The organism is Pedococcus soli (genome assembly GCF_054782575.1).
On record NZ_BAAGSF010000004.1, the window covers coordinates 665,138 to 690,960 of the forward strand.

29 protein-coding genes are annotated in these 25,823 nt (G+C 71.8%); 9 read left to right on the top strand and 20 right to left on the bottom strand.

Annotation, left to right across the window (positions count from 1 at the left end; translation table 11 throughout):
- Positions 1-26: 26 nt before the first annotated feature.
- Positions 27-863 (bottom strand): glycerophosphodiester phosphodiesterase, encoded by an 837-nt coding sequence (locus tag ACYVKF_RS09190; protein WP_056916006.1) that lies wholly within the window; start codon positions 861-863, stop codon positions 27-29.
- Positions 864-988: 125 nt separating this feature from the next.
- Here ACYVKF_RS09190 and ACYVKF_RS09195 point away from each other — a divergent pair, with 125 nt between their 5' ends.
- Both ACYVKF_RS09195 and ACYVKF_RS09200 read left to right on the top strand, forming a co-directional pair.
- Entirely contained in the window at positions 989-1,477 is a 489-nt protein-coding gene (locus ACYVKF_RS09195) for an RNA polymerase sigma factor (RefSeq protein WP_056916007.1), read from the top strand.
- Positions 1,474-2,097 (top strand): methylated-DNA--[protein]-cysteine S-methyltransferase, encoded by a 624-nt coding sequence (locus ACYVKF_RS09200; protein WP_460966214.1) that lies wholly within the window; start codon positions 1,474-1,476, stop codon positions 2,095-2,097. The genes ACYVKF_RS09195 and ACYVKF_RS09200 overlap by 4 nt, the downstream gene beginning before the upstream one ends.
- Positions 2,098-2,117: 20 nt before the next feature.
- On the opposite strand, the gene ACYVKF_RS09205 is transcribed toward ACYVKF_RS09200, so the two are convergent.
- The 5 genes from ACYVKF_RS09205 to ACYVKF_RS09225 form a co-directional block, all read right to left on the bottom strand.
- Positions 2,118-3,128, bottom strand: a complete 1,011-nt coding sequence (locus ACYVKF_RS09205) for a HEAT repeat domain-containing protein (protein ID WP_460966215.1) — start codon at positions 3,126-3,128, stop codon at positions 2,118-2,120.
- Between the two features lie 8 nt (positions 3,129-3,136).
- Positions 3,137-3,898: a hypothetical protein gene (locus ACYVKF_RS09210; RefSeq protein ID WP_460966216.1), complete on the bottom strand. Its 762-nt coding sequence runs from the start codon at positions 3,896-3,898 to the stop codon at positions 3,137-3,139.
- Complete coding sequence (locus ACYVKF_RS09215) at positions 3,895-4,506, bottom strand: hypothetical protein (protein ID WP_056916010.1); 612 nt, start codon at positions 4,504-4,506, stop codon at positions 3,895-3,897. Before ACYVKF_RS09215 ends, ACYVKF_RS09210 begins: the two co-directional genes overlap by 4 nt.
- A gap of 144 nt (positions 4,507-4,650) precedes the next feature.
- On the bottom strand, positions 4,651-5,271 hold the full coding sequence (locus tag ACYVKF_RS09220) for a DUF421 domain-containing protein (RefSeq protein ID WP_460966217.1): 621 nt from the start codon (positions 5,269-5,271) through the stop codon (positions 4,651-4,653).
- A 95-nt stretch (positions 5,272-5,366) separates the two neighbouring features.
- Positions 5,367-5,648, bottom strand: a complete 282-nt coding sequence (locus ACYVKF_RS09225) for a DUF427 domain-containing protein (RefSeq protein WP_056916011.1) — start codon at positions 5,646-5,648, stop codon at positions 5,367-5,369.
- Positions 5,649-5,788: 140 nt separating this feature from the next.
- Here ACYVKF_RS09225 and ACYVKF_RS09230 point away from each other — a divergent pair, with 140 nt between their 5' ends.
- Positions 5,789-6,733 (top strand): aminoglycoside phosphotransferase family protein, encoded by a 945-nt coding sequence (locus ACYVKF_RS09230; protein WP_460966218.1) that lies wholly within the window; start codon positions 5,789-5,791, stop codon positions 6,731-6,733.
- On the opposite strand, the gene ACYVKF_RS09235 is transcribed toward ACYVKF_RS09230, so the two are convergent.
- Positions 6,714-7,184 (bottom strand): MarR family winged helix-turn-helix transcriptional regulator, encoded by a 471-nt coding sequence (locus tag ACYVKF_RS09235; RefSeq protein WP_460966219.1) that lies wholly within the window; start codon positions 7,182-7,184, stop codon positions 6,714-6,716. The two genes, ACYVKF_RS09230 and ACYVKF_RS09235, sit on opposite strands and share 20 nt — an antisense overlap.
- Before the next feature lie 96 nt (positions 7,185-7,280).
- Here ACYVKF_RS09235 and ACYVKF_RS09240 point away from each other — a divergent pair, with 96 nt between their 5' ends.
- A complete protein-coding gene (locus ACYVKF_RS09240; protein ID WP_460966220.1) occupies positions 7,281-7,919 on the top strand; it encodes a maleylpyruvate isomerase family mycothiol-dependent enzyme in 639 nt (212 codons plus the stop codon).
- Here the strand turns inward: ACYVKF_RS09240 and ACYVKF_RS09245 are convergent.
- Entirely contained in the window at positions 7,900-8,442 is a 543-nt protein-coding gene (locus ACYVKF_RS09245; RefSeq protein ID WP_460966221.1) for a GNAT family N-acetyltransferase, read from the bottom strand. The two genes, ACYVKF_RS09240 and ACYVKF_RS09245, sit on opposite strands and share 20 nt — an antisense overlap.
- 6 nt (positions 8,443-8,448) lie before the next feature.
- Positions 8,449-9,660 carry an ATP-binding protein gene (locus tag ACYVKF_RS09250; protein ID WP_056920144.1) on the bottom strand — a complete coding sequence of 404 codons (1,212 nt, stop codon included), beginning with the start codon at positions 9,658-9,660 and terminating at the stop codon, positions 8,449-8,451.
- A gap of 253 nt (positions 9,661-9,913) precedes the next feature.
- Between ACYVKF_RS09250 and ACYVKF_RS09255 the strand changes: the two genes are divergently transcribed.
- Entirely contained in the window at positions 9,914-11,494 is a 1,581-nt protein-coding gene (locus tag ACYVKF_RS09255; RefSeq protein ID WP_460966222.1) for a M20/M25/M40 family metallo-hydrolase, read from the top strand.
- Between the two features lie 86 nt (positions 11,495-11,580).
- On the opposite strand, the gene ACYVKF_RS09260 is transcribed toward ACYVKF_RS09255, so the two are convergent.
- Positions 11,581-12,912, bottom strand: coding sequence for an ATP-binding protein (locus ACYVKF_RS09260; RefSeq protein ID WP_460966917.1), 1,332 nt, complete (start codon positions 12,910-12,912; stop codon positions 11,581-11,583).
- Positions 12,913-13,012: 100 nt separating this feature from the next.
- Here ACYVKF_RS09260 and ACYVKF_RS09265 point away from each other — a divergent pair, with 100 nt between their 5' ends.
- Positions 13,013-14,260 (top strand): tetratricopeptide repeat protein, encoded by a 1,248-nt coding sequence (locus ACYVKF_RS09265; protein ID WP_460966223.1) that lies wholly within the window; start codon positions 13,013-13,015, stop codon positions 14,258-14,260.
- Between the two features lie 76 nt (positions 14,261-14,336).
- On the opposite strand, the gene ACYVKF_RS09270 is transcribed toward ACYVKF_RS09265, so the two are convergent.
- Positions 14,337-14,852, bottom strand: coding sequence for a DUF3806 domain-containing protein (locus ACYVKF_RS09270; protein WP_460966224.1), 516 nt, complete (start codon positions 14,850-14,852; stop codon positions 14,337-14,339).
- 6 nt (positions 14,853-14,858) lie between these two features.
- Positions 14,859-15,185: a rhodanese-like domain-containing protein gene (locus ACYVKF_RS09275; protein WP_056916016.1), complete on the bottom strand. Its 327-nt coding sequence runs from the start codon at positions 15,183-15,185 to the stop codon at positions 14,859-14,861.
- 72 nt (positions 15,186-15,257) lie between these two features.
- On the opposite strand from ACYVKF_RS09275, the gene ACYVKF_RS09280 reads away from it, so the two are divergent.
- Positions 15,258-15,650: a hypothetical protein gene (locus tag ACYVKF_RS09280; protein ID WP_056916017.1), complete on the top strand. Its 393-nt coding sequence runs from the start codon at positions 15,258-15,260 to the stop codon at positions 15,648-15,650.
- 12 nt (positions 15,651-15,662) lie between these two features.
- The gene (locus tag ACYVKF_RS09285; protein ID WP_460966225.1) at positions 15,663-16,502 is read left to right on the top strand and encodes an MBL fold metallo-hydrolase; all 840 of its coding nucleotides are present in this window, start codon (positions 15,663-15,665) and stop codon (positions 16,500-16,502) included.
- Here ACYVKF_RS09285 and ACYVKF_RS09290 read toward each other — a convergent pair.
- From ACYVKF_RS09290 to ACYVKF_RS09300, 3 genes are all read right to left on the bottom strand, one after another.
- The gene (locus tag ACYVKF_RS09290) at positions 16,499-17,155 is read right to left on the bottom strand and encodes a class I SAM-dependent methyltransferase (protein ID WP_460966226.1); all 657 of its coding nucleotides are present in this window, start codon (positions 17,153-17,155) and stop codon (positions 16,499-16,501) included. The genes ACYVKF_RS09285 and ACYVKF_RS09290 overlap by 4 nt on opposite strands.
- A gap of 87 nt (positions 17,156-17,242) precedes the next feature.
- A complete protein-coding gene (locus ACYVKF_RS09295) occupies positions 17,243-18,304 on the bottom strand; it encodes an alpha/beta fold hydrolase (protein WP_460966227.1) in 1,062 nt (353 codons plus the stop codon).
- The gene (locus ACYVKF_RS09300; RefSeq protein ID WP_460966228.1) at positions 18,301-19,314 is read right to left on the bottom strand and encodes an AraC family transcriptional regulator; all 1,014 of its coding nucleotides are present in this window, start codon (positions 19,312-19,314) and stop codon (positions 18,301-18,303) included. Before ACYVKF_RS09300 ends, ACYVKF_RS09295 begins: the two co-directional genes overlap by 4 nt.
- A 39-nt stretch (positions 19,315-19,353) precedes the next feature.
- On the opposite strand from ACYVKF_RS09300, the gene ACYVKF_RS09305 reads away from it, so the two are divergent.
- Positions 19,354-19,638, top strand: a complete 285-nt coding sequence (locus tag ACYVKF_RS09305) for a hypothetical protein (protein ID WP_460966229.1) — start codon at positions 19,354-19,356, stop codon at positions 19,636-19,638.
- On the opposite strand, the gene ACYVKF_RS09310 is transcribed toward ACYVKF_RS09305, so the two are convergent.
- From ACYVKF_RS09310 to ACYVKF_RS09330, 5 genes are all read right to left on the bottom strand, one after another.
- Positions 19,635-20,813, bottom strand: coding sequence for a serine hydrolase domain-containing protein (locus ACYVKF_RS09310; RefSeq protein ID WP_460966230.1), 1,179 nt, complete (start codon positions 20,811-20,813; stop codon positions 19,635-19,637). The two genes, ACYVKF_RS09305 and ACYVKF_RS09310, sit on opposite strands and share 4 nt — an antisense overlap.
- Positions 20,814-20,887: 74 nt before the next feature.
- Entirely contained in the window at positions 20,888-21,127 is a 240-nt protein-coding gene (locus tag ACYVKF_RS09315) for a hypothetical protein (protein WP_460966231.1), read from the bottom strand.
- A 102-nt stretch (positions 21,128-21,229) separates the two neighbouring features.
- On the bottom strand, positions 21,230-22,018 hold the full coding sequence (locus ACYVKF_RS09320; protein ID WP_460966232.1) for an SDR family NAD(P)-dependent oxidoreductase: 789 nt from the start codon (positions 22,016-22,018) through the stop codon (positions 21,230-21,232).
- On the bottom strand, positions 22,015-22,806 hold the full coding sequence (locus ACYVKF_RS09325) for an alpha/beta hydrolase (protein ID WP_460966233.1): 792 nt from the start codon (positions 22,804-22,806) through the stop codon (positions 22,015-22,017). Before ACYVKF_RS09325 ends, ACYVKF_RS09320 begins: the two co-directional genes overlap by 4 nt.
- 159 nt (positions 22,807-22,965) lie before the next feature.
- On the bottom strand, positions 22,966-25,809 hold the full coding sequence (locus ACYVKF_RS09330) for a helix-turn-helix transcriptional regulator (protein ID WP_460966234.1): 2,844 nt from the start codon (positions 25,807-25,809) through the stop codon (positions 22,966-22,968).
- Between the last annotated feature and the right edge of the window lie 14 nt (positions 25,810-25,823).

Sequence of the window (25,823 nt, forward strand, 5' to 3'; positions counted from 1 at the left end):
CGTTTGCGGGCGATTAGGGACGGAGACTATCGAGTTGCACGCACAGCGTCGAGTACCGCGGCGGGGTGGTTGCTGATGATGGCGTCGACGCCGAGGTCGAGGCAGAGCTGCACGTCGGCCGGTTCGTCGACGGTCCAGACGTAGACCTCGTGCCCGTGGCGGTGCTGGCGGGCGACCGTCTGCGGCCACTTGCGGACGATCTGGATGTCGAGGCCGACCGCGTGGACCCCTCGGGGCAGCGATCCGTCGCGGAAGCGCAGGGGCACGGAGTCCTCGACGAGCAGCACCGCCGGCACGTCCGGACACAGCTGGCGCATCCGCTGGACCGCGAGCTGGGAGAACGACATCACCCGCACCCAGTGCTCGCCCGGCTTCCTCGGCCCGTCGAGCCCGAACTCCTTGAGCACCTTGGCGAGCTGCCGTTCGACCAGCCCGGCGTACCGCGTCGGGTGCTTGGTCTCGATGACCATCCCCATGGGGTGGTCGCTGGCGGTGACCATGGTCAGCAGGGCGCGCAGCGTGAGGAGCATGTTGCGGTCGCGGTCGGGCATCTCGAGGTCGCCGCGGTGCTCCTCCTTCCACGAACCCCAGTCGAGCCCCTCGAGCTCTGCCAGCTCCAGCGTCGAGACGCTGCCCCGGCCGTTGGAGGTGCGGTTGACCCGGCGGTCGTGGACGCAGACGAGGTGGGAGTCGGCCGTGAGCCGCACGTCGCACTCCAGCGCGTCGGCCCCCTCGACGATCGCGCGCCGGTAGGCGGAGAGCGTGTGCTCGGGTTCGGCGAGGCTCGAACCTCGGTGGGCGATCACCAGCGGGGTACGCCGGGGGACAGCAGCGGGCCGCGCGGAGACGGCGTCGTCGAGCACGTCACCATGGTTCCATACCCGGACACGGTCGCGCCGGTGACCCACGAGACCCGTCAGCCGCTCGCACGTCGGGCGCACCGGCAGGCTCAAGGCAGGGCTCACACCGAGGAGGGGTGGCGCGTTCCATGGCTGTGAACCTCCCCGCCTTCCAGCATCTCGTCGACGCGCACTGGCGTGACGTCGCCCGCCTCGCCCACGCCCTGGCCGGGCCGGTGGACGGCGACGACGTGGCCCAGCAGGCGTGGACCCAGGCGTTGGCGGCCTACCCGTCGCTGCGCTCGGCGACCAACCTGCGCGGGTGGCTGCTCACCATCACCCACCGCTGCGCCATGGACGCCCACCGCGGTCGCGGCCGCCGGGCCGTCCCCCACGACGACCCCGCGTCGCTGGTCACCCGCACACCCGCAGCACCGGCCGCCGACGCCCACCTGCCCGACGGACCGCTGTGGTCCGCGGTCGACGCCCTGCCACCGCGGCAGCGGGAGGCCGTGGTGCTCAAGTACGTCGCCGACCTCGACCACCCCACCATCGCGGCCGCGCTGGGCTGTTCGCCCGCGATGAGCCGCCGCCTCGTCAGCGACGCCCTCGCGACACTGCGAAAGGACCTGCCATGAACACCCTGTCCACCGATCCCGCCGCCGCCCTGACCGGGTGGACACCCGACCTGCGACCCCCGACGCTCGAGCCCAGCGACGTGTCGTACGTCGTCGAGGACACCGCTGTCGGCCGGATGCTGTTGGCCCGCAACGCTTCTGGCGCTCTGGTCGCCTCGACGTTCGTCTCCTCCGCGGAGGACGAGGACGTCGTCCTGGCCCGGCTCGCGTCGAAGGTCTCACCGCGGGTGCTGCGCCACCCCCGCGAGCTCGACGAGGCGCGTCGCCAGCTCGACGACTTCCTGGCCGGGCGCACGCGCGGGTTCACGCTGCACACCGACCTGGCACTGGCGTCGGACTTCCAGCGGATCGTCCTGCCCACCCTCGCCTCCTCGGTCGGGTACGGCACGAAGGCGACGTACGGCGAGCTGGCCGCGCGCGTGGATCGCCCCAAGGCCGCCCGCGCCGTCGGGGCCGCCCTCGGCGCCAACCCCTTGTGCGTCGTCCTCCCGTGCCACCGGGTGGTCGCGTCGTCCGGCTCCCTGACCGGGTATGCCGGTGGGCTGGCCGCCAAGCGCTTCCTCCTCGACCTCGAGGCCGGGCAGCCGACAGCGCAGCAGACGGGGCAGCCGACCGGGTAGCCGGTCGGCTGCCCCCTCGCTCAGCCGCCGGCCGGCACCTGGGGTGACGGTGCGGCGGCCTGGGCCGCTCGCACGTTCGGCAGCCCGACGATCGCCTCGTCGACCGAGAGCGCCCCGGTCGCCGTGTCGTAGGTGCCGCTCACGCGCACCGGGCTCCCGTACGGCGCCTGCGACCGGTCCACCGAGAACCGCGCCGAGGTGCCCTCGACCGTGGCCCGGCCCTCGTGGACGACCGTCCCGTCCGGGCGCACCACCCAGACGTGGACGTCGGCACCACCCGTGCCGTCCCGGTCGTCGGTGAGGACGTACCCGTCGAGCGTGTAGCGCTCGGAGCAGGCCCGCTCCCGAAGCAGGGCCCCGACCAGGCGAGGACTGGCGAACAGGTCGCGGCCCTCCTGCGCCTGCCCCCGCAGGCCCGCGTCGACGGCCAGCGCGCCCGGGGTGTCCCCGCACGTGAAAGTCTGGACGCTGCGCGTGGTCAACGCGATCCCCGGCAGCTCCCGCTCGGCCGAGGCGACCACGGCCGCCTTGCCCAGCCGGGACCGGGTCTTCCACGCGATCGGGACCCCCCGCGTGCGGGTGAAGGTGCTCATCTCGACGGGTTGGACGAGGCTGTCCGCGACGCCCAGCCGGTGGCTGAGCAGCACGCGCGCCATACGGACGTCCCTCCCGACGGGGGTGTCCTCCGGTGGCTGGAGGCGCGCGAGGGCCTCGAGCGCCTGGCTGTCACCGACCCGGCCGAGGGCCTGGGCGACGCGTCGCTGGACGGTCGGCTCGGGGTCCCCCAGCGCGGTGAGGAGCGCCTCCTGGGACGCGGCACCGGGGATCCGGCCGAGGATGACGGCCGACAGCGCCCTGACGCGGTCGTCGCCGTGACCCAGCACGAGCTCCTGGGACAGGCCTGGCAGGGACGCGGACTCGCGCAGGGCGAGGACCGCGAGGCTCTGCCTGGCGACATCGGGCCGGATGGCCCGGGCCAACAGGCCGAGCTCGGCGTCCGGCCGCTGGTCGACGGGTGTGTAGGTGGGCATGGTCGCTCCTAGCTCCCGGCCCTGACCTGGCACCGGCCACGCATCGTCGATCCCTGGCTGCTCGTGAGGAGCACCGAGGAGCGCGTCGTGACGCAGCACCGGGTCTGGGCCATCAGGTTCTCCCGGGCGGTGGTCGCCGTCGGGCAGGTGTCGCCGTGGTTGTGCGGCAGGTCGAGGTAGTGGCCCATCTCGTGCGCCAGCGTGCGCGACCAGCCGTCGGGGTCGCCCCGACCGGTCTCGCCGCCGATCATGCCGTCGCTCTTGCCGCCCTTGCTGCAGTCGCCGGGCTTCGGTGAGACGCCCAGGACGTTGTCGTAGGTGATGGTCCGGACGCAGAAGACGTCGAGGCCGTCGTTCGGCACGCTCCACTCGTCGGACAGGGTGTCGGACTCCGAGTCGCTGCCGAGGTCGTCGCGCCCGTTGGAGGCAGCCGCGGTGATCCAGTAGTAGCCGACCCGGCCCACACCGAGACCGATCCCGCCGTAGATCTGGCGGGTCCGGTGGATGCCGTAGTCGACCGCGGCCTCCTCGGTGTCGAGGGCGCCGGCGGACAGCACGTCGTACCCGACCTTGATGATGTTGACGTTGATGTGGGGGCCGCTCAGGCCGGCGAAGGCCTGCCCGAGGCTGACGACCACCGGGGTGCTCGTCGTCGGGTCGTTGGGCGCCTTGCCCTGCCAGAACCCCATCACCTCGCGCATCACCGAGAGGTTCACCACGCCTCCCAGCCCCATGGCGTTCATGGCCTCCCGGACCGAGAGGACGGTCATGGCCCGACCGGCGTCTCGAGCGCGGTGACGCGGGCCGTCAGGTCGGTGACCTGGGTGGTGAGCGTCGTGACCTGACCGGTCAGCGCGGTGACCTGTGCCTGCAGCGAGGCCAGCACGGTGGCCACGTCCTGCCCGGCGACCGAGAGCGAGCCCGGCACCGTGACCGAGCCGTCGATGAGGACGCCGCCGACGTAGTCGCGGTTGAAGTTGACGACGAGCTGGTCCTCCCAGGCGTGCACCAGGGCGCGGCGGTACGGGCTGGACTTGGTGCCCCGCGGCCGGAAGATCGTCGTGGTCCTGCGTCGCTCGGCGCCACCGTCGAGCATGATGTCGGTGCCGAGGTGCTGGGTGACCCGCGACTGCACGACGATCCAGTCGCCGTTGGTCGCCCCCTTGAGGGTCTTGGTGTCGTTGATGGTGACGCCACCCGGGTAGTCCCGGTCCCAGTTGACGGTCAACCCGTCGGTGAAGTCGTGGACGAGCGCCCGCCGGTAGGGCGTGTTCGTCGAGCGACGCCCCGCCGTGTCGAGCATGAAGTCGCTTGTCGCGGACTTCGTGACGGCCCCCTCCAGGAGGATCCAGTCCCCGTCGAACCTGATGTCAGTCATGCCTGTTCCTTCCCCCGTGCCCGGTCGGGTGACCGGACGGGGAGAGGAGCGGAGGCCGTGCCCCCCTGATACATGAACGGACGCATCCGGGGTCCAGCCACGGCATACGACCCGTATGGGGTCAAACGCGCAGAAGGCGCGCCATCACGGGCGTTCCGGCCCGCCCTGCTGGAGCTGGGCGGTGAGGGCGTCGACGGCCCGGCGCAGGTCGGCGATGGTCGCGGTGTGGGCGTCCGGACGCAGCTCGACGGTCACCGAACCGCCGGGCTCGAGCGCTGCGTGGCGCACCTCGGACAAGGTGGTGGCGCCCTGCTGCTGGATCGAGTTGGTGAGCTCCGCCTCGGTCATGCCCAGGCGGCGCAGCTGGTGGTGGTCGACCACTCCGTCAGTGACCACCTGCGTCGCCTTGCCGCTCAGCAGCCAGGCGAGCCGGGGGCTGCGCATCGACCAGTGGTCGAGGACGGCGTTGAACGCGACGAGCACCACGGCTCCGATCAGCCCTCCGACCAGCGAGTTGTCCTCACCGATGATGGCGTTCTGCACGACGTTGCTCAGGAGCAGGACGACGACGAGGTCGAGCGAGTTCATCTGCGCCATCAGGCGCTTGCCCGCGACCCGGATGATCAGCGCGATGCCGAGGTAGATGACGACGGTGCGGATCACCTTCTCCAGCACCGGCATCTGGAGGTCGAACAGGTCGCTCCCCACCCCGGTCGGCACGGCGGCGAGGGTGTGGCTCAGGACTGCGGGGACGTGCTCGATCATCGGGGCTCCTCGGGTCGGTCCCGCTCAACGTAATCGCGTCGAGCGGCCCGCGCGCCGGAGTCGGGCCCCGAGCTCAGCCTGCGTTCAGCTGGCCGTCACGGCGTGACGGTGACGCCCTTCCAGAAGGCGACCCGGTCGGTGATCTCCTTCGCCGCGTCCTTGGGCTCGGGGTAGAACCACAGGGCGTCCTTGTTGACCTGTCCGTCGACCTCGATCGACTGGTAGGACGCCGTGCCCTTCCACGGGCACACGCTCGTCGTGTCGGAGTCCTGCAGCAGGTCCTCGCGCACCGAGGAGCGCGGGAAGTAGTGGTTGTTCTCGACGACGACGGTGTCGTCACTCTCGGCGATGACGGTGTCGTTCCAGATCGCGCGCATGCCCTGCTCCTTCGCTGGTGGCACGGCCCTCGCGGCAGTGCCGGACTGTCGACAGGTCGAACCTCGCACAGCCCCACCGTGTTCCCCGGCCGTGAACAAACCGGTTGAGCCGGGTCGCCGCGCCCACCAAGGTGGACTGCGTGCCCGACCGCCTGGACCAGTCCGCCCCGCCGACGTCGTCCGATGACACGGGTCCCGACGGCCGTGCCGGCATCGACGCCTCCGTGGTCCGCCGACTGCTCCACGAGCAGTTCCCGCAGTGGGCCGGGTTGCCCGTCCGGCCGGTCCCGGTCGACGGCTGGGACAACCGCACCTACCGGCTCGGCGAGGACCTCTCCGTCCGCCTCCCCACCCACGAGCGGTATGTCGCGGGCGTTGCGAAGGAGGCCCGCTGGCTTCCCGTGCTGGCGCCATACCTGCCCCTGCCGGTCCCGGAGGTCGTCGCGAACGGGCGACCGGGACCGGGGTACCCGCACCCGTGGTCGGTGCGCCGGTGGGTCGAGGGGGCGACCGCCTCGGCGTCGACGGTCCCGGAGGGGTCGGCGTCGACGCGGTTCGCGCTGGACCTGGCCGGCTTCCTGGGGGCGCTGCGGGCTGCTCCCGCCGCAGGCGGTCCCCTCGCCGGCGAGCACTCGTTCCACCGCGGCGGTGACCTCGGGGTCTACGCCGAGGAGGCCGAGGAGGCGTTCGGCCGCCTCGAGCCGGGCCTCGCGGCAGGTGCGCTCGACGTGTTTCAGACGGCACTGACGACCCGGTGGACCGGTGACCCGGTGTGGTTCCACGGCGACGTCGCCACCGGCAACCTGCTCGTGCGCGACGAACGGCTCGCAGCCGTCATCGACTTCGGCACGAGCGGTGTCGGCGACCCGGCCTGCGACCTCGTCATCGCCTGGACCTTCCTGGCGGGTCGGGCCCGCGAGGTCTTCCGCGAGGCGATCGGGCTGGACGCCGACACGTGGGCACGGGCGCGCGGCTGGGCCGTGTGGAAGTCGGCGGTGGACCTGGACCGGGACGTCGACGCCAACCTGCGCATCCTGGGGGACGTCGTCGCCGAGCACCGCGCCCTCACGCGAACGGGTCGGTGATCTTCCTCAGCTCCACGAGGGTCGCGTAGAGCTCCTTGGCCCGTTGGACGCCCAGGTGCTCGACCCACTCCGCCTCGATCTGCTGCTGCACGGGGCGGGCGACCTCGACCACCGCGTGGCCGAGCGCGGTGAGGCGGATGAGCCGGGCGCGGGCGTCGGCCGGGTCGGGTACCCGCTCGAGGAAACCCTTGGCGACCAGCTGGTCGACGATGAAGCCCGCACTCTGCTTGGTCACCTCGGCTGCTGCCGCCAGGTCGGTCAGCCTCGACCCGTCCGGCGCGATCCGCTGGAAGACCTTGCCCTGCGCCATCGTCACGTCGTATCCGGCCTCGTTCACCGCCGCGAGGACCCGCACCTCCATGGAGCGGGAGGGGATGAACAGCAGCACGCCGAGGTTCGGGTCCTGCGGCAGGACCGGCCGTCGGCCTTGGGGCGCTCCGGGTCTGCTCACAGCAGGTCTCCGAGCGCTGTCGGGTCTTGTGCGGTCGCAGCCATGGGAGCACTATAGTCAAGTTATCTGACCAATTGGTGCGACGTGGAGGTCGCCATGGAGGTCGAGGAACGGTGGGCGGTCGTCGAGGCCGAGCGGCGGAGCCTGGCTGAGCTCCTCGCCGACCTGACGCCCCAGCAGTGGGAGACGCAGTCGCCGTGCTCCGAGTGGAGGGTCCGCGACGTGGCCGCGCACGTCGCGATGACGCCCAGCGGCTTCTCGGTCGCCGCCCTCGCACTGGGCATGGCCAAGGCCCGGGGAGACGTGTGGGCCTTCGGGCGCGACCTGGCCCGGGAGCACGCCAAGCGCCCCACCACTGAGATCGTCGCCGAGCTCGACCGCGACGCGGCGGCACGGACGATGCCGTTCGTCACGACCGAGCGCAACGTCCTGCTGGACGTCCTGGTGCACGGCCAGGACATCGCCGTGCCCCTGGGGATCGAGCGCACGATGCCGGTGCCCGCCGCCGTCGCCGGGTTCGACCGGGTATGGCGCATGGGATGGCCCTTCCACGCCCGTCGCCGCCTGCGCGGCTTCCGGCTCGTGGCCACCGACGGCCCGGTCGACGTGGGCGAGGGCATCCCGATCGAGGGCCGGGTGCAGGACCTGCTGCTGCTCGTGACCGGGCGGACCGCGGCTGCCGTCCCGCGCCTGGGGGGACCCGGTGCGGCAGCCGTCAGAGCTGGCGAGTGGTGAACACCGTGGTGCCGCGACCGGGCACGACCTCGGTCCGCCCGGTCTCGGTGAACCCGAGCTTGGCCAGCACTCGCCGCGACGCGGTGTTCCAGTCCCAGACCGTGGCCCAGAGCCGCTGGTGTCCGTCGGCCCGGGCGTGCTCGATGACGGCAAGTGCGGCCTCGGTCGCATAGCCCTGACCGTGGACGCGGCGCAGCAGCTCGAACGCCAGCTCCGGCTCGTCCCTACCCTTGTCCCCACCCTCGTCCCCACCCTCGGAACCGCGCCCGGAGTGGACCAGGCCGCAGTAGCCGATGACGTCGCCCTCGACCCGGCGCTCGACGGCGAGCAGCCCGGTCGTCCAGACACCGTCGGTGCGGATCGACTCCGCGAGCTCGGCGAGCGTCGGGTGGCCTTCCTTGTCGAGGCGCCGGTGCGGCGGGACTCGCGGGTCGCGCTCGGTCCACAGCTCCCGCTGAACCGGCGCCTCCGCGACCCGCCAGGGCCGCAGCAGCAGCCGCTCTGTCGACAGCAGGACGGACACGATCGCTCAGCCGGTGGCGCGCAGGTAGCGGCCGAAGTGGGGGACGGTGAACGCGATCCGGCCACGCTCGCCTGAGTAGATCAGCCCCTTCTTGAGCAGGGCGTCCCGCGCCGGCGACAGCGACTGCGGCTTGCGGTCGAGCAGGGTCGCGACCGCCGAGGTCGGCACCGACTCGGTCTCGTCGACCTCTTCCCCAGACTCGACCATCGCCACCGCGGCATCGGCCATGGCCCGCAGGTACTCCCGCTCGGCCGGCGTGGCCCGCTCGAACCGCGACCCGAAGAACCCGACCGCCAGCTCTGCCTCCGCCTCGGGCGCCGCGACCTTGATGTCCTCGACGGTGATCGGCGTGCGCGGGGCGACGTCCCAGGCGACCTTGCCGTACGCCTGGACGAAGTACGGGTACCCGGCCGTCGCGGCATACATCGCCTCGAGGGCCTCGGGGGTGAAGTCGGCGCCCTCGTCCTCGGCGGGCGCGACGAGCGCGAGGTCGGCCGCGCTGCGGTCGAGCCGGTCGATGCGCTGGTACCGGAAGAGGCGCTCGGAGTAGGACTTCGACGCGGACAGGACCGCAGGCAGGTGCGGGAGGCCGGCGCCGACGACGATCACCGGCAGGCCTGACTGCGAGATCTCGTGGCAGGCGGCGCAGACCGCGGAGACGTCCTCGGGAGTGAGGTCCTGCATCTCGTCGACGAAGATCGCGACGCCCTTGCCAACGTCAGCGGCGAGCCCGCCCACGTCGGTGAGCAGCTCGACGAGGTCGATCTCGATGTCACCGGAGTCGGCGCGGCCCGTGACGGCAGGGGCGTCGATGCCGGGGTTCCACTTCTCGCGGAGCTTGGCGCCGGGAGCGGAGTCGCGCTGGGCGAACGCCTTGATCACGCCGAGCACGTGGTCGACGTCGTCGCCCTGAGGGTGACCCAGCTCGCGGACCGCGACGTGCAGCGCGGCCGACAATGGGCGACGCAGGCCCTGGTCGGGGCGTGCCTCGAGCTTGCCGGTGCCCCAGTGCGCGCGGACCGCGGCCGAGCGCAGCGCGTTGAGCAGCACCGTCTTGCCGACGCCACGCAGTCCGGTGAGCACGATGGAACGTTCGGGCCGGCCGCGCGCGATCCGCTCCAGCACGATGTCGAACGCCTGGAGCTGCTCGTCGCGCCCCGCCAGCTCGGGTGGGCGCTGGCCGGCGCCGGGGGCGTAGGGGTTACGAATCGGGTCCACGATCGCAGGGTATGGGTGTGTCTAGGGATATCCCGAGAGGCGCGGATACACGCCGATCGTGTCGCGCGCGATGCCTGCGTATGGCGGTTTCTAGTGCCGTTCCAATACTGACGGATACCTCGCGATCGACACCGCTCGCACCTCTGGGCCTACCGCTCGCCGCACACCGAAGCGGGGGGCAGGAAATTCACGGCATACGGGAGAAAGGTGGCAAATGTCCACGCATCACACCGTCGTGAATCGAGGAACCCCCATGACCCAAGACCGCACCACGCCCACCACATCCACCGGGCCCACCCCCGCCGTCAACCGCCGCACGTTCGTCACCGGCGTCGCCGCCCTGACCGCGGCAGGCGTCGGTACGACAGCCTTGACGCGCAGCGGACCCGCCACCGCATCGCCCGGCGCCGCGCCCGCCCCGGCTGCCGCCCGTGCCGCGGCCGCCGAGGCCGGTGGCGACCCCCTGGCCATGCTCACGAAGATGCTCTCGTTCGACACCCAGAACTTCGGCCAGGGCGGCAAGACCCGCGCACACGCCGAGTGGCTCAAGAGCGTCTGGGACGCTGCGGGCGTCCCCGCCGAGATCATCCCGACGCCGCAGCCGGACAACGTCCACCTCATCGCCCGGATCAAGGGAACCTCGTCGACCGCCAAGCCACTGCTGCTCCTCGGTCACTCCGACGTCGTGCCGGTGGAGAAGGAGAACTGGAGTGTCGACCCGTTCGCGGGCACGGTGAAGAAGGGCGAGATCTACGGCCGCGGCGCGCTCGACATGAAGGGTGCGAACGCGGCCTCGATCAGTGCGCTGCTGCGCCATGTCAGCGAGGGCGCGAAGTTCGACCGCGACATCATCGTGCTCACCGACTGCGACGAGGAGGCGGGCAGCTACGGCTCCGGATGGCTCGCCAAGAACCACTGGGACAAGCTCGACGCCGGCATGGTGCTGACCGAGGGTGGCTGGTTCATCGCGCAGTCCGACAAGACCACCCCGATGCTCATCAGCGTCACCCGCCAGGACAAGGTCTACTTCAACCTCGACCTCTACGCCGACGGCACGGCGACGCACTCCTCCAAGCCGATCCCCGACAACGCGATCGTCAGCCTGTCGCGGGCCGTCGCCGAGATCGGTGACTACCTGGCCCCGGTCCACCTCACCCCGGTGACGCGTGAGTACTTCGGCGCCCTCGCGGACGCCACGGACGACCGCAGGTGGGAGCGCGCCATACGGCTCATGCTCAAGGCGCACAGCCAGCGCTCGCTCGATCGGGCGGCGGCGCTCGTGGTGAAGGGGTCGGACTACCCGTACCTGCACAGCGCGCTGCTGCGGACGACCTCGGCGTACGTCATCGAGGACGCGGGGTACAAGGAGAACGTCATCCCGTCGGAGGCGCACGTGCGCGTCAACTGCCGCGGCATTCCCGGTGGACAGAAGCCACGCGAGTTCGTCGCCGACCTGCGCAAGCGGCTCAAGGGGCGTGACATCGAGGTGAAGGTCGTTGCGCCAGAGGGGGTTTCGGAGGAGGAGCAGCTCGCGATCCTCGACACCACGTGGGCGACGAAGCCGGCCGACCTCGACACCCCGCTCTACAAGGCGATCAAGCAGTCGTCCGTGCAGACCTACCCTGGCGCGCGGTTCTCGCCCGCGCTGTTCGAGGCGGGGACCAGCCTGGGACCGTGGCGCGAGAAGGGGATCCCCGGGTACGGCGTCTACCCCTACGTCATCAGCAACGAACAGCTGATCGGCATGCACGGCAACGACGAACGCATCTTCGTCGAGGCGCTGGAGAAAGGAACCGAGTTCATGTACCGCGTGTTCTCGCGCTTCCGCGCCTGATCTCGTCCGCGCCTGATCTCGTATGACGCTGCCGCGCCTATCGCTCGAGTCAGCGGCGGCCGCCATGGCCCTGCGCCGTCGTCGGACTACCGGCGACGGCGCTTGAGGTAGGCCGCGAGCTCGTCGTAGGCGCCGCTGTCGTTGCCGTAGAGAGCGTAGTTGCGGGCCGTCTCCATCCACTCGCCGATGCTGGGCCGCACCGACCTGGCCGCCTCGACCAGCTGCGACTGCGTGATCGGCTGGACACGGCCCGAGGTCATCGACGCCTCCATCGCCTGCTCGGTGGCCTGCTCGCAGACGAGGGCGAGGTCGGCACCGGAGTACCCATCGGTCGCCTTGGCCAGCTTGCGCAGGTCGAGGCGTTCGGCCGGGCGGCCCCGCAGGTGAAAGGACAGGATCGACTCGCGGGCCGCCTCGTCGGGCGGCAGCACGAGCACCGTGCGGTCGAACCGGCCGGGTCTCAGCAGAGCGGAGTCGATGTCCCACGGGTGGTTGCTCGCCGCCAGGACGAACAGTCCCTCGTTGTCGGTCGAGGCACCGTCGAGCTCGGACAACATCTGGTTGACGACGCCTCGCATGGCTCCGCTGTGCCTCAGCTGCGACCGTTTCTGGCCGAGGGCATCGATCTCGTCGAAGAACAGCAGGCACGGTCGGTTTCGCCTGGCCGCGTCGAAGATGCTGCGCAGGTTGCGCTCGCTGCTGCCGATGTACATGTCGAGGACGTCGGAGAGCCCGACCTCGTAGAAGTTCGCTCCGAGCTCGCCGGCGAGCGCCCGCGCGATGAACGTCTTGCCACAGCCGGGCGGCCCCCAGAGCAACAGCCCGCCGCGCAGGGACTTGCCGAACTGGAGCCGCAGCTCGGGGTTGCGCATGGGCGTGAGGAACGAGAGCTCGAGCCGCTTCTTGACGTCGGCCAGCCCGCCGACGTCCGCGAGCGTGATCCCTGCCCGGCTCAGCGTCCCCAGCTCGGGCTCGGCCGCGGCGTCGGTGTCGCTCCATCCCTCGAAGAGCTCGTCGGCCGTGTCCGGGACGGCCATCGCGAAGGCGCCTCCGTCACCGGACGGCTCGTCCGCCCGGGCCGCACCCGCGGCGCGGGTTGTGCCGTCGGGCGACTCGGCGCGGGGGGCCGGACTCGGTCGGGGCGGGGGCTCGGGCGCCATACCGGTGGGGTCGAGGGCATCCGCAAGCCGTTGATATGCAGCGCCCCTCACCTCCTCACCGCTGTCCCGCGCGGCGGCCGCGGCGGTGCGCAACGCGCCGACGTCGTCGGGGCGGGACGCGAGGACGCGCGCCGCTTCGACAAGGGCCTCCTGCGCGCGCCCGTCGTCCAGCAGCAGGCCGGCCAGGTGGGAGCGGACGGAGTGGTTGTCCGGATCTGCCGCCAGGGCCGCTCGCAGTGCCTCGATCACGGGATCCATCGCCACGGCCGGAACGCTACCCGAACACAGGGATTTTCCGGCCGAAACGGGCACTGCTCCAGTACCTTGGCGAGCGCACGGTTTCGGACGAGGGGGAGCGATGACCGACGACGTCGACCAGGCAGCCACGGCCGCGGGAGCCGTCCATCGAGGGCGCACCCTCTTGGAGCTGGGTCGCGGCAAAGACGCGGAGCCGTTTTTCCGTAGGGCCCTCGCGCAGGATCCGGGGTCCTCGGACCTCCAGATCTACCTGGCGCACGCGCTGCACCAGCAGCAGCGGTTCGTGGAGGCCGGCGAGGCGGCGAAGGCCGGCCTCGCGGCCAACCCCCAGCACCTGGGCGGGATGCTGCTGCTCAGCGCAGCCCTTGCCGGGCAGAAGGACTTCCACGGCGCGATGCGTCCCATCCGCCGCGGCCTCCAGATCGCGCCGGACTTCGCGGACCTGCACCGTCAGGAAGGCGCCATCCTCATCGCGCAGGAGCGGTCAGGCGAGGCGCTAGCCAGCCTCGAGCGCGCCCGCGCACTCGATCCCGAGGACTCCGACATCGTCGCCCTGCACGCGGCTGCGCTCTACAACGTTCGCCGGTACGACGAGGCGCAGACGGCCGTCGCAGAGGCGCTGCGGCTCAACCCCAACAACTCCGAAGGGCACCGCATCCGCGGTCTGCTGTCACTGCGTCGCGGTGGGGGCCGCGACGCCGTGGCTGCCCATCAGCAAGCCCTGCGACTCGACCCGAGCGACGCGGAGTACCGCGACGGCCTTGCCCTGTCGATGAAGACGCGCAACCCGTTGTACGGGTGGCTGCTGCGCTTCAGTGAGTGGCAGCGCGGGCTGCCCGGTGGCGCGCGCTGGGCGCTGCTGTTCGCGCCCTACCTCGCCACCCGGATCCTCGGACCGCTCAACGACCACCTGTGGGCACGCGTCGCGCTGATCCTCGTGGTCGCCGTGGTGGTCCTCACGTGGACGCTCGAGCCGATCATGAACACGGTCCTGCTCTGCAGCAGGTTCGCCCGCAACCTCCTGCCGCGCGATGCGAAGTACGCGACGTACGCATTCCTCGCCTATGTCACGGGCGCGCTCGTCTGCGTCGCCGTCAACCTCGCCACCCACTCCGAACGCGCACTCACCCTCGCGCTCGGAATGGCCGTGTGGTCCGTGTCGGCGGGGCAGACCCACACGGTGGGCCTGCGCAGGCGGACCCTGGCGCTCGTCTTCCAGGGGATCGGCGCCCTGCTGACGGTCGCCGCCGTGGCCACCGCCCTCGCCGGCGTCGGCGCGGCGGCCCCGCTCTCCGGGATCCTCGTCGTCACCGGTGTCGCGATGCTCTGGTTCACGTCCCTGGCCTGAGAGCCGGTGTCGTGTGCCGCGTGCCCCGGCCCGCGCCTGCCCTCCGACTGCGATGCCGCTCCAGTTGCTTCTTCCGTCAGCGGCGGGTGCGGCGGCGGATGATGTGGCCGACGACCGCGGGGATCCAGCCGGTCTCGCCCCGCATCCACCGTCCTGCCACGAGGTTGTGCGGCACGACGACGAACGACCCCTTGAACCCCTCGGTCAGCGACAGGTCGGTGCCGAACACGTCGGTGACCACCTGCCAGTCGAGGTCGGTCTTGCGGTCGAGGTGGGAGCCGATGCCGATGGCGTACCGCTCGACGATGGCGGCGTGGTCGGGCCGGCTGTCCTCGTCGCCGGATGCCCACGCGGCATACGCCTTGTCGAGGCCCTCGCTCAGGGAGGAGAGGTCGTCGACGTCCACACCCTCCGCCTCGAGCTCCGCGAGTGCGGAGTCGATGCGGGCCTTCTCGTCGGGGCCGAGGCCCTTGACGATCGGCCGCAGCGACTCGCCGTCGTCGACGAGCTGGTCACCGGCCGAGGCGAGCTCGAGCTCCTCCACGGGCTCCGGCTCGGTGTCCGAGTCCTTGCGGCGACCGAACCAGGCCATCGTCGGCTACTTGACCGACGCGGTGCCGGAGTCGGCGGTCAGGGGCTTGCCGGCCGCCTCCCAGGCCTTCATGCCGCCGTCCACGTTCGCCACGTCGAAGCCCTGCTGCGACAGCCAGGCCACGGCGCGGGCCGAGCGGCCACCGCCGCGACAGGTGACGGCGAGGGTCCCGGCGTCGGTGTCGGGCAGCTCGTCGAGGCGGGCGGGGAGGTCACCCAGCGGGATGTGCACGGCGCCCGGGGCGTGGCCGGCGTCCCACTCGTCCTGCTCACGGACGTCGAGCATGACGGCGTCGTCGGCGACTTCGGACACGGACACCTGGGGGATGTTCATGGCCGCCATCCTGCCACCGCCGCCCCACGCTCGCCGAGGCATGTCCGGGCGGCCGCGGCTAGGGTCGGAGGCATGACTGAACAGGTGCCGGTCGGCCACACCCCGGACCGTGGTCTCACGATCACCCTGAGCACGCCGTTCGTGGAGTCGCTGAGCCCCGAACAGCTCGACCACTACGTCCGCACCGTCGTCGCCCTCGGCGAGGCGGCCGACGACGGCGCCTCCCCGTCGGACCTCGCCTCGCGCCTCAAGGAGGCCCTCGAGGCCGGCGGCGTCCAGCTGCCGCCCACCTCCTACGACCGACTCGGTGAGCAGCTCACCGAGTCCAGCGGGGCCCCGCTGTCGATCATCACCGACAAGGACCAGCTCCTGTATGGCGAGGAGGACGCGACCGCCGCGGCCCACCGCCCCTCCGTCCCCGACCACGCCGACCCCGACGCCGAGGGCCGCCCCACCTACTCCTGATCGTCTGCCGCTGTGGACCACCCCGATCCGTTGCAGGTCCGTTGGATCCACGGGTCTGAGTCGGCGAAGCACAACGCCGACCCCGACCTGCAGGTCCACTGGCACGACGACGCCACGGTGGTCCTGCGGCAGAACAAGGCGATCAACTACGAGGCGCCGTTCCTGTTCCTGCTGTTCGGCCGTGAGCGCGCCCTGCTGCTGGACACCGGCGCGACGGCCGAGGCCGCGCTGTTTCCGTTGCGCGACACGGTCGATGCGCTCGTGGACCAGTGGCTGCAACGCCATCCGCGTCCCGGGTACGAGCTGCTGGTCCTGCACACCCACTCGCACGGTGACCACGTCGCGGGGGACGGCCAGTTCGCCGACCGTCCCGACACCACGGTGGTCGACGCCGACCGCGAGTCGATCTACGGCTTCCTCGCGCTGACGTCGGACCTGGACCACTCGGCCCGGCTCGACCTCGGTGATCGGGTGGTCAACTGCCTCGCGAGCCCGGGCCACGACGCGGCAGCGGTGACGTACTTCGACGCCCGGACGGGATTCCTCCTGACCGGCGACACGGTCTATCCGGGGAGGCTCTACGTCGAGGACCGGGTCGCCTTCGCGCAGACCATCGACCGGCTCCTCACATTCGCCGACACCCACCCGGTGAGCCACGTGGTCGGCTGCCACATCGAGATGAGCACCACGCCGGGTGTCGACTACCCGATCCGCACGACTTTCCAGCCGGACGAGCCGCCGCTGGAGATGACCGTCGACCAGCTCCGTGACGTCCAGCGGGCGGTGGCGGAGGTGGGCGACCGACCCGGACGCCACGTCTTCGACGATTTCGTCCTGCACCTCGACGGCTAGGCCGGGGCGTTCCCGTCCGCGGTGACGGCCGTGCCCGCGATGTGGGTGTTGAACGGCAGGAACGGTGAGTGGATCCGGTACGTCTGCAGGTCGACCCGACCGAACCCGGCCGACCGGATCAACCCCGCGAGGTCCCGCTCGCAGGAGCACCCCTCGAAGAGCCAGGCCCACGGTCGACGCAACAGCCGCTGTGCCGTCCGCGTCCCCGTGCCAGGCTCGGCGACGACGTGCTCGGCGAAGCTGAACCGGCCACCCGGTCGCAGGATGCGCCGGACCTCGCCCAGGACCGCCTCCGGGTCGCCCACGCTGCACAGCACCAGGCTGGAGATGACGGCGTCGACGCTGGCGTCGGGCAGGTCCACCTTCTCGGCGACGATGCTGCGGACCTCGAGGTCGACGCCGTGGGTGCGCGCCGCCCTGCGCAGGCGCGCGTGCATGTGGCGGTTGGGCTCGATGGCGATGAGCCGGGCCCCTGGCGGCAGGTAGCGCAGGTTGGCCCCGACCCCCGGACCCAGCTCCACGACCGTGTCGGGCAGGTCGGCGAAGACCTCTGTCTTGTGCTGGCGCATGTGCTGGTCGAGGTAGCTACCCATGACCTGGAAGAAGGCGGAGTTGAAGCGTCCGAGGACCGGGTGGTCGAGCTGTGTCGTCATGGAGCCAGCGTGTCCGGGAGACCCCTGCGCCGTCAGCAGTGGAAACACCGCACCTTGGGTGGTCACCCGACCTCACGCGGTCGGGTTTCAGAGCCCGGCCCCCACCGGACCTCCCGCCTCACGGGGTGGGTGGGACGCGACGTACCAAGCGGCGACCTGGGACCGGGAGCGGAAGCCCAGCCGCGCGCGGATCCGTTCGACGTGGGACTCCGCGGACCGTTCGGTGATCACCAGCTCCTGCGCGATCTGCCGGTTCGACCACCCACGGGCCACGAGCTCGGCCACCTCGGTCTGTCGCGGCGTCAGGGCCGGCGGTCCCGTCTCCCGGTCGAGGGCGGGTAGTCCCAGCCCGTCGCGGATGGCGCCCAGCAGCGCGTGGGTGTCACCGGCGAAGGGGAGGTGGGTGCGACCGGGCAGCACGGTCAGGGTCGAGCCGGCGATCCCGGCCGCCAGCTGTCGGCCCTCGGCCAGGGGTACGGCGCGGTCGTCCTGGCGGTGGACCACGGTGGTGCTCGCCGTGATCCGCGCCAGGTCCTCGGACACGTCGATGGCGTAGCAGGCGGCCAGGAGCTGGTGGGCCATGGCAGCAGAGGCCGACTCGCGTTGGTACCGCGCGAAGACGGCCCGGAACCCGGCGTCCGCCTCCGGGGCGAAGAGGTCGGTCAGCACGTCCGACGCCAGGCCCCAGTGGCCTGCGATGAGCCCGAGCACGTGCTGCCGGACTGCGGGAGAGGCGACCCGGTCGCCGTGGACCCACCCGCCATACAGGACCAGTCGTCCCACGGAGGCCGGGTTGCGGGCGGCCCACCGCACCGCCAGTGGGGCACCGAACGAGGCGCCGACCAGGTCGACGCGGTCGGCCCCCACGGCCGAGGTCACCGCAGCCAGGACCTCCAGCTCGAGGTCGGCGACATCTGTTCGGTCGGTGGGGCCGGACAGCCCGCACCCCGGCCGGTCGTACCTCACGAGGGTGCGCCCGGTCGCCAGCCCCTCGTAGAAGCGCCGCTCGGCGGGGACCGCCCAGCCGAGGTCGACGTGGGAGACCCAGCCCGGCACGTAGACCACGGTCGGACCGCGTCCGGTGACCGCGTACTCGACGGCGGTGCCGTCCGCGAGGCTGGCCGTGCCCCTCCTCGGACCCGACCTCACCGCGCTCCGCCCGACCTCGCGCGCCAGGTGCTCGGCGCCGTGCCGTGGTAGCGCTTGAAGGCGCGGCTGAACGCCTCCTCCGCGTCGTACCCCACCCGGTGGGCGACCGTCGCGACCGGCAGGGTCGTCGTGCGCAGGAGGTCCTCGGCGACGTGCATGCGCCAGCCGGTGAGGTAGCGGATCGGGGCGAGGCCGAGGACGGCTCGGAACCGTTCGTCGAGCACCGTGGACGACACGGTGGCCACACGCGCCAGCTCGGCGAGGGTCCACCGGCGGGCCGGATCGCCGTGGATGGCGGCGAGCGCGGGCGCGATCACGTTGTCGCGCAAGGCAGCCGGCCAACCCGTCGCGGTGGCCGGCGCGTTCGACAGGTGCAGCTTGAGCACCTCCCTCAGCAGCAACTGAGGTATGTCGGTGGGCGCGGCGAGGCGGTCGTCCGCGGTCTGGCTCGTCTGCTGGAGGACGAGGTCGCTGCTCGCACGGACCCACGAGCGCACCGGACCCTCGGGCGGCGTCACGACGAACACGGGTGGGAAGACCCCCAAACGCGGGTCGAACAGCCGGTCGTCGCACGCGAGGAAGCCGCACACGAGCTCGCTGCGTGCGCCGCCCGTGCCGTGGACGATGTGCGGCAGCGCGGTCCACGGTGGCGGGTCGATCAGCTGGGCGATGGACACCGGCTCGGCCGCCTCGTGTCCACCCATCCGGTGCTGGTCGTTGTAGGGCAGGACGATCACGTCACCCTCGCCCGCCCAGACCTTGTGCGACCCCGCCTCGATCCAGCAGCTGCCGGCGAGGACGACGTGGAAGAGGACCAGCCGCGCGGCATCCGGAGCCAGGACCGCGGCGACCTCGCGCGAGGACATCGACTCGTACGCCCACGCCTCGGTGTACTCGCTGTGCAGGAAGATCGCGCCGGACAGGTGGATCTGCGCCAACGCGTCCGCGAGGGCGGCGGATCGGTCAACCCCGGCGGCATCTGCGTCATGGTCGGACCGCGTGACGGTCATGAGACTGAGTGTGTCAGCACCTCAGCGAAGGAGACAGGCATGACGAGCGCCGACCGGTTCAACGCGACCAGGTTCTCCCGGTGGATCAACAGCCACCGCGGCCGGGTCTTCCGGCTCGTCGCCGGACTCGCGTGGCTCGGCTTCGCCGTCGCCTTCCGCGACCACTGGTGGGGAGTGGCGGCTGGCGTGTGGAGCTTCTTCCCCCTGAGCGCAGGGCTGTTCGACGTCTGCTGGGTCAGCGCCGCCCTCGGTGGACCGCTGGCGGGCCGGTCGATCCGCGCCGCCCAGGTGCAGGCAACCCCTCGCGTCCGCCCCCTGGGCTAGAGACAGTCCCGTATGGCGTCGATGAGCGCCTTCCAGCGAGGGTCGCCGTCCGGGCCGATGTTGCGCATCAGGCTGGTGACGTAGCCGAACCCGACCTCGTGCTCCGGGTCCGCGATCCCGAGGCGGCCACCAGCACCCGTGTGCCCGAACGACGTCGGGCCGAAGCCGGGCATGCTTGGTGAGGCCAGCTGGTAGCCGAGGCCGAACCGGATGTCGGGGCCGGCCGTCCCGCTCTCGATGAGGGTCTCGACGTCGTCGGTCCGCGGCTGGGTCACTCTTTGCCTGGTGTCCTCGCTGATGAGCTGGACGCCGTCCACGGGACCCAGCACCGCGGCATACATCGTGGCGAGGGCACGGGCGTCGGTGATGGCGCCGATGCCGGGACGTTCGGCGGCGTAGTGCTCGCGGACCTCGTCGGTGTCGTCGAAGTCGGGGTCCATGGGCGGGTTCTCGCGCAGGAACGCCTGCCGTTGCGCTGCATAGGAACCCGGCTCCGGGGCTGAACCGTCGTCGGGGGACATGGGGCTCTGCTGCTCCCAGAGCCCGGGCACCACGCGGGAGACGAGCTCGGGCGGCAGTCCCATCCAGAGGTCGACACCAAGGGGTTCGGTGATGAGGGTACGCACGTGCTGGGAGATGGACTGGCCGCTGGCGCGCTTGACGATCTCCTCGAGCAGCGTCCCGTAGGTCACCGGGTGGTAGGCCATCGCGGTCCCCGGCTCCCAGAGGGGAGTCGCGCCGGCCAGGGCTCGGGTGACCGCCTCGCCGCGGTGCAGGTCGAGGCCCTGGAGACCGGTGCCGAGCGGCGGGTAGGGCAGTCCGGCGGTGTGCGAGGCGACCATGCCGAGGGTCACGTGGTCCTTGCCGGCCGTTGCGAACTCGGGCCACCAGGTCGCGACGCGTTCCTCGGGGTCGAGGACACCGCGCTCGACGAGCATGGCCAGCACGGTCGCGGTGACGCCTTTGCTGCACGAGGCGACCATCATCAGTCCGTCTGCGGGCATGAGCCGGTGGTTGAGCTCGTCCGTGCCGCCCCAGAGGTCCACGACCGTCTGTCCTTTGTGGACGACCGTGACGGCCGCGGCGCCGTCGCCGGGATCGGTGAAGTTGCTCTGGAACGCGTCGGCGACGGGGCCGAAGCCCTCGGCGACGTACGGCTCGGCGGGGTGGGTCATGGTTGCGACCCTAGGCCTCTCTCGGGTGTTGGCGTCCGGGGTCGTCGAGCCCGCGGTCGGGTGTGGGAGTGGGCTCAGCTGGGAGTGTCGCCGTGCTCGCGGTCGGCCCGCGCGAGCCATGCCAGGGCCCGGATGCTCTCCCAGGTGCCGGGCTTGGCCCCGTCGGCCGCGGCGTGCGCCGCGGCCAGCAGACGCGGACCGTCGGGGAGGTCCTTGGCCTCGATCGCCAGCACGGCCAGCGTCTCGACGCTCTCCCACGTGCCGGGCTTCATACCTGCGGCGGCGTCGAGCGCGCGCTGCAGCGGGGGTCGCATATCGGGCTGCTTGGCCATGGGTGCTCCCTGCTTCGAGGAGGCGCCCGACTGCTACCGGGCACCATTGCCTCGCCATGGTGCCGCACCGGGGCGACGCCCGGGTCAGATCGTCGTGACCATCCCTCCGTCGATGAGCACGTCGGCGCCCGTCACGTTGCCCGCAAGCGGAGAGCTCAGGTAGAGGACGAGGTGGGCGACCTCATCGGGACGGGTGAACCGGCCGGTCGGCGTGCCGGCCACGGCGGCCTGCTGCACGGCCGCCGGGTCCAGGCCGCGCGCCTTCGCCACCGTCTCGGCGACGCCGCCCGCCCCCAGCCACAGGGCCGTCTCGACCGGCCCGGGGCTGACGGTGTTGACGCGCACTCCTGCCGGTCCGAGCTCCTTGGACAACGACTTGGTGAAGCTGCGCAGGGCAGCCTTGGCCGCGCTGTAGTCGATGACGCCGGGGTCCGGCAGGGCAGCGTTGACAGAGCAGATCGTGGTCACTGCCGACGGCGCACGCGCCAGCAGGTGGGGCACCGCAGCTCTTGTCGCCCGCACCGCGGAGAACAGGTTCACGTCCAGCGCCCACTGCCAGTCGGCGTCGCTGACGTCGAGGAACCCGGTCGTGCGCGGCCGCACCCCGCCGACGTTGTTGACGAGCACGTCGATCCCGCCGTGGGCGTCGATGGCCGCGTCCACGAGGGCCTGGCACCCGGCGGAGGTGGTGAGGTCGTCGAGGACGACCGTGAGGTCGCCCTCGTCGGCCAGGGCGTTGAGCTCGGCGGAGGCGCTCAGCGCCCCGGCGACGACGCTGGCCCCCTCGCGGACGAGCGCCTGGGCCACGGCGAGACCGATGCCGCGGCTGGCTCCGGTCACCACAGCGGTCTTCCCGGTCAGGTCGAGCTTCACAGCTCCTGCTCCTTGAGCCACCGCAGGCAGGTCTCGGCCACCTCACGCCATCCCGAGTCGATGGTCAGCGAGTGACCGCGGTCGGCGAAGGTGACGATGTCGGTGACGGCCTCGGAGTGCCGGTACTGCTTCAGGGTCGCCCGGGTGACGGTCTCCGGCACGGTGTTGTCCTTGCCACTGCCGATGAGCAGGAGGGGTCCTCGCGACTGGTTGTCGGTCTGCACCTTGGCCGGGGAGTGCGGGTCGAAGTTCGCCGTGGCCGCCTCGAACAGCGGCCGGCCGGGAGCCGGGATCGTCCAGCGCTGGTGCAGCTCGTCGGACTCGGCCTCGGGGACAGCGTTCGCGAACGCGAAACGGAACTGCTCGGGTGTGAGGCTGACGGCGCGGTGCCGGTTGGCCGGGTTCTTGAAGACCGGCAGGGTCGCGCGCAACGCCGAGAGCGGCACGGGCAGGACACCCTTGATCTGCGCCGCGTCGATGGCGATCGCGGCGCGGGCGCAGTCCTGGCCGAGCAGCTTCTGCGCGATCATCCCGCCGAAGGAGTGACCGATGAGGATCGGCTTCTCGGGCAGCGACTCGATGACCGAGGCGAAGTGCGTGACGACGTCATCGATCCCGTGGTCCCCGATGGCCTCGGGGTGTTCCCGCGACTCCTCCACGGTGGCACCGTCCCCCGGCCACCCGGGTGCCTGCGCGGCATACCCGGCGTCGTCGAACATCGTGACCCACGCCTCCCACGACGTGGCGTGGAGCCACAGTCCGTGGATGAACAGCACTGGTGTTGCCATGACATCTCCCCTTCTCCGCGCCGCGGGCGGGCTGCTCCCGGCTGCCTTTCGACGCTAGGAACCGTGGACAGGGCGGGGCTTGGGTCAGGCGGCTGCATCGGTGAGGGCCGCTCGCCCTCGTCGGCGTCGCGGCTAGCGTCATCCGACTGAACGCAGCGGTCAGACGAGCGGGCTCTCGCCGGCCAGCGCCCGTGTCAGCTGACCACGGCTCGTGATGCCGAGCTTGGGGAAGATGCGGTAGAGGTGCGAGCTCACGGTCCGGTGAGAGAGGAACAGGCGCTCACCGATGTCGCGGTTGGACAGGCCCTGCGCGGCCAGCTCGGCGATCCGTCTCTCCTGCACCGACAGGTGCTCTCGCGGCCGGGACAGCGGACGCCATCCCTGCTCACCGGTGGCGCGCAGCTCGGCATCGGCGCGGGCCGCCCAGACGTCGGCGCCGAGGGTCGCGAACGTCCCCCGTGCCTCGCGCAGCGGCTCGCGGGACTCGACGACGCGTCGTTGCCGACGCAGCCACGACCCCTGCGCGAACTGCAACCGCGCCAGGTGCCACGGGTGCCGCCTCGCCGCGCCGGCCAGCGCCAGGCCGAAGAGCTCTTCTGCGACGTCATCGTCCGCGAGGACGGCCCGGGCGTACTCCACGGCCACGGTCGAGACCGGCGACGGAGCAGGACCGGCTGGTCCGGTGATCGAGTCCACGACCTCGGACGCGTCCTCGCGACGCCCCGTGGGGACCGCGGCGTCGGCGAGGTAGCCCAGCGCCCAGAACTGCTGGACCTGCTGGAAGGCGGGGTCGGTCGGCACGAACGTCCGGCGCAGCGCGGCATACGCCTGCGCGGGCTGGGCCCGGCCGAGCTCGCCGATGCCCCTGACCAGCTGCACACCCGCCAGCAGGGAGGAGCTGGCGTTGGGGGTGACCAGGGCGGTGCGTTCGGCTGCGGCGAGGAGGGGGTGGTCGGGGTCCCAGTCGCCGCGTACGGCGTCGGCGAGAGCCACGGCGATGCGGGCGGTCCCCGCCCACACCGCCTGGCCGGTCTCGTCGCCGAGGCGCATGGCCTCGTCGGCCGAGCGCGACGGGTCGAAGATGCCGAGGTTCACCTCGGCCCAGGCGCGGATGGCCAGCACCTCGGCCAACAGGCTCAGCCGGCCGTGGGCCCGCAGCTCGACCGCGGCCGTGGACAGGTATGCAGCGGCGCGTTCGTGGTCCCCGACGCCGAAGGCGGCGATGCCGAGCAGGCCGGCGAGGTCGGGGCGACCCCGCGCGTCGGCGGGCCAACCCTCGAGGTGGGCGAGCACCGCTGGCCCTGATGCGAGCGAGTCGGCGAGCGCGAGCACGGCCAGCACCCGTGGGTCGTCGGCAGCGAGCGGCACCGCCCGCACGGCACGGACGATGTCGCGGCGCACCTCCTCGCCGGGATCGCGCCACCACACCCGTCGGCCGGCACCGAAGAGCAGCTGCAGGGCGAGGTCGAACTCCCGCTCGCTGGTAACCCGCCTCGCGAGGGCCACGAGGCGCCGCACCTCAGCGGGTTCGCTCGACGACCCGTCGTGGAAGACCCCCTCGAGCCACGTCAGTCGCGAACGGTCGCTCACCGACAGGGGCATGGCCCCGAGCCGGGTGCGGATCTGCTCGACGCGGGCGTACCGGCCGAGCTCGTACTCGAGCTCAGCGGCCGCCAGGAGTCGACGCGCCCTGGCTGCGCCGTCCTGGCTCAGGGCTGCCGCTCGCTCGAGCCGCGCGACTGCCGTGGTCACTGCCCCCCGTCGTCGGGCGTCCCCGGCGGCGCGTTCCAGGGCTGCGGCCACGTCCTCGTCCGGCCCCACCGTCGAGGACGCCCGGTGCCACAACGCGCGGTCTGGGTCGGCCCGCAGCACCGTGGCGAGCGCTACGTGGGCGCGGTGGCGGGTCTCCAGGGGCATGGCGTGCCGCAGAGCCGAGCCGATCAACGGGTGGGTGAGCCGGTAGCGGTCGCCGGCCACCTCGATCAGTCCCAGCTCGACGGCAGGCTGCACATCGGATCTACCCAGCGGCGCGCCGTGGACGACCTCAGCCGCCGCGAGCGCCTCGTGCAGGGCGTCGCCACCGTCGACGGCGGCGACGTCGAGGACCGCGCGGGTGCCAGCGCCCAGGTGGTCGGCGCGTGCCACGAAGGCGGCTTCGAGACGGTCGGTCATGGGCAGGTCCTCGTCGAGGTCCGGCCACTCGTGGCTGCCGGACCGAAGCGCGGTCGCGATCTCGACCAGGGCGAGCGGGTTGCCGACGGACTGGCGGAGGACGCGTTCGCGCAGGGCGAGGGTGAGCTCCGGGGCGGTCTCCCGGAGCAGGATCGTCGACTCGTCCTCGGTCAGGGGGCCCACCTCCAACCACGTCACCGTGCGGTCGTCGCCGAAGTCGGGGACCCGGTCGCGCGAGGCGCAGATGAAGAGCACGGCCTCTCCCTCCACCCTGCGGGCGACGAAGGACAGCACCTCCAGGGACGGCTGGTCCATCAGGCCCAGGTCGTCGAGGCTGACCAGCACCGGGGCCCGGGCAGCGGTCTCGACGAGGAGCTCGAGCACGGCCAGTGAGACAAAGAACGGGTTCACCTCGATGGACGTGCCCATCGCGAAGCAGGACAGAAGCGCCTCACGCTGGTTGACCGGGAGTGCGTCGATGCGGGCGAGTGTGGGCCGCACGAGCTGGTGCAGGCTCGCATAGGGAAGGTGGGTCTCGGTATGGCTGCCGCGGGCCGTGAGCACGGTGTCACCTGCCGCCCGGGCATGGCTTTCCACCTGACTCAGCAGGGCGCTCTTGCCGACACCCGGGTCGCCCACGAGGCCGATGACGGAGGTTGCGTGGGAAGTGTCGTGCGCGACCGGGTCTGCGTCCGGGGCTGCCTTCGGGTCGACGTTCGGGTCGGCGCTGGAGTGCGCGCTGGGGTCTGCGCCCGCAAGGGCGAGCCGGTGCAGGAGGGCGTCCAGCACCTCACCCCGACCGACGAGGCCACGTGCGGGCGCAGAACTCACGTCGTCGAGCATGA